General features: G+C 71.3%; 3 protein-coding genes. 1 reads left to right on the top strand and 2 read right to left on the bottom strand.

The window, feature by feature from the left end:
• A partial coding sequence (locus ACTHMS_RS13790) for a S1 RNA-binding domain-containing protein (protein ID WP_440307246.1) occupies positions 1-809 on the top strand: 809 nt, incomplete at its 5' end.
• Positions 810-890: 81 nt separating this feature from the next.
• Here the strand turns inward: ACTHMS_RS13790 and ACTHMS_RS13785 are convergent.
• Together ACTHMS_RS13785 and ACTHMS_RS13780 are read right to left on the bottom strand one after the other, a co-directional pair.
• Positions 891-1337: a fibronectin type III domain-containing protein gene (locus ACTHMS_RS13785; protein ID WP_440307245.1), complete on the bottom strand. Its 447-nt coding sequence runs from the start codon at positions 1335-1337 to the stop codon at positions 891-893.
• Between the two features lie 7 nt (positions 1338-1344).
• Positions 1345-1989 (bottom strand): hypothetical protein, encoded by a 645-nt coding sequence (locus tag ACTHMS_RS13780; RefSeq protein WP_440307244.1) that lies wholly within the window; start codon positions 1987-1989, stop codon positions 1345-1347.
• Between the last annotated feature and the right edge of the window lie 54 nt (positions 1990-2043).

Genomic DNA, 2043 nt, shown 5'->3' with positions numbered 1-2043 from the left:
TCAACGCCGGCGTGCCGCTGAAGGCGCCGGTCGCGGGCATCGCGATGGGTCTGGTCAGCGACACCGTCGACGGCAAGACCGAGTACGTCGCGCTCACCGACATCCTCGGCGCCGAGGACGCGTTCGGCGACATGGACTTCAAGGTCGCCGGCACCAAGGAGTTCGTGACCGCCCTGCAGCTCGACACCAAGCTCGACGGCATCCCGTCCGAGGTGCTCGGTGCGGCGCTCAAGCAGGCCCGCGACGCGCGACTGCACATCCTGGACGTCATGGCCGAGGCCATCGACGCCCCGGACGAGATGAGCCCGTACGCCCCGCGCGTCACGGTCGTGAAGATCCCGGTCGACAAGATCGGCGCGGTGATCGGCCCGAAGGGGCAGATCATCAACTCGATCCAGGACGAGACCGGCGCCGACATCACCATCGAGGACGACGGCACCATCTACGTCGGCGCCGCCGACGGCCCCTCGGCGCAGGCGGCGGTCGACCGCATCAACGCGATCGCCAACCCGCAGATGCCGAAGGTCGGCGAGCGCTTCCTCGGCACGGTGGTCAAGACCGCCGCGTTCGGCGCGTTCGTCTCGCTGCTGCCGGGCAAGGACGGCCTCGTCCACATCAGCAAGCTCGGCCGCGGCAAGCGCATCGGCAAGGTCGAGGACGTCGTGAACGTCGGCGACAAGATCCAGGTCGAGATCCTCGAGATCGACCAGCGCGGCAAGATCAGCCTCGGGCTGGTCGACGAGGACGCCACCGCGAGCGCCAACGGCGCGAGCCCGGAGGCGGCCCCGGCGGAGGCCACGCAGGGCTGACGCCCACCCGCACCCAGCACGACGGCGAGGGCCGGCATCCGGAAGGGTGCCGGCCCTCGCCGCGTCCCACAACGGGACGGCTCAGGTGCAGATGAGGCCGAGCAGGATCGACCGGCTCGAATTGCCCGGCCCGGCGGTGAGGCTCGACCAGGTACCCGTGTACGCCCAGACGCGCACCCAGTAGGTGGTCAGCACCGAGACGGTGTTGTAGACGTAGGAGGTCGTGCCAGCGGTCGGCGCGACGCTCGTCCCCGCATCGAAACCGGAGCCGGATCCCGTCGTCGAGTACTGCACCAGGTACGACGTCACGGTGCTGCTGGTGTTCCAGCTGACCGTGAACGAGCCGGCTCCACCACCGCCGCAGGCCGTGGTCACGCCGGTCGGCGCGCCCGGGATGGGGCGGGCGCGGCCCTGCCCGGCGACGGCGCTCGCCCCGATCGTCCAGTTGGACGCGGTCGCCGAGGCGGGGAGCGCGGCGGACGCGACGGCGACGGCCGCCGCGACGAGCCACGCACCGCGTCGCCGCATCACTGCCTCAGGAGGTCCAGCCGGTCGTGAACGGCCCGCTCGACGCCGAGGCCGCGCCACCGGTGGCGACGACCCCGGTGAACGACGGCATCTTGAAGTACGCACCGGCGCAGTTCGCGGCCGCCGAGTTGCCCATGCTGGCGTCGTTGGTGAAGACCACGGTGAGCGAGCTGTTGGCACCGACCGTGAACGGCGTCGTCAGGGTGTGTGTCGTGCCGCTCGTGCCGGTCGCGTAGGCCCAGCCGACGTAGCTGGTGGTGTTGTCGCAGCCGCTCGCGGCCGACGACAGGCCCGAGTCGGTGTATCCGGTGGCGTAGGTGGTGTTGGTCGGCAGCTTCACGCCGGTGACGGTCACCGGGAACGGGTTCGGGTTGGTGACGCTCACCGCCGCGTCGCCGCTGGCGCCCGGGTACAGCAGGTTCGTCAGGCTCGTCGACGAGGCCGCGATGGTGAGGTTGCTGATGGTCGCCGCCTGGCCCTGCGCCGACGAGTTCGAGTTCAGGCCGGCCACCCAGTTGCTCGCGGCCGTGGCGCCGACGAAGACGCTGGTCGTGCCGGTGATCGCGGCGGTCAGCCGGATCAGCCGGCGCCGGCGCGACGGGGCCTGACGGTGGCGTCCGCGGCGGCTCCGGCGGACTTCGGGGCTGGACATCGATCTCCTCGGATGGATGGGGTGCCGGGGTGTGGATCCGGGGGGGCGGGCCTA

It is taken from the genome of Jatrophihabitans sp. (assembly GCF_051960575.1).
Classification (GTDB): Bacteria; Actinomycetota; Actinomycetes; order Mycobacteriales; family Jatrophihabitantaceae; genus JBQCEE01.
This window is presented reverse-complemented; position numbering and strand designations above follow the sequence as displayed.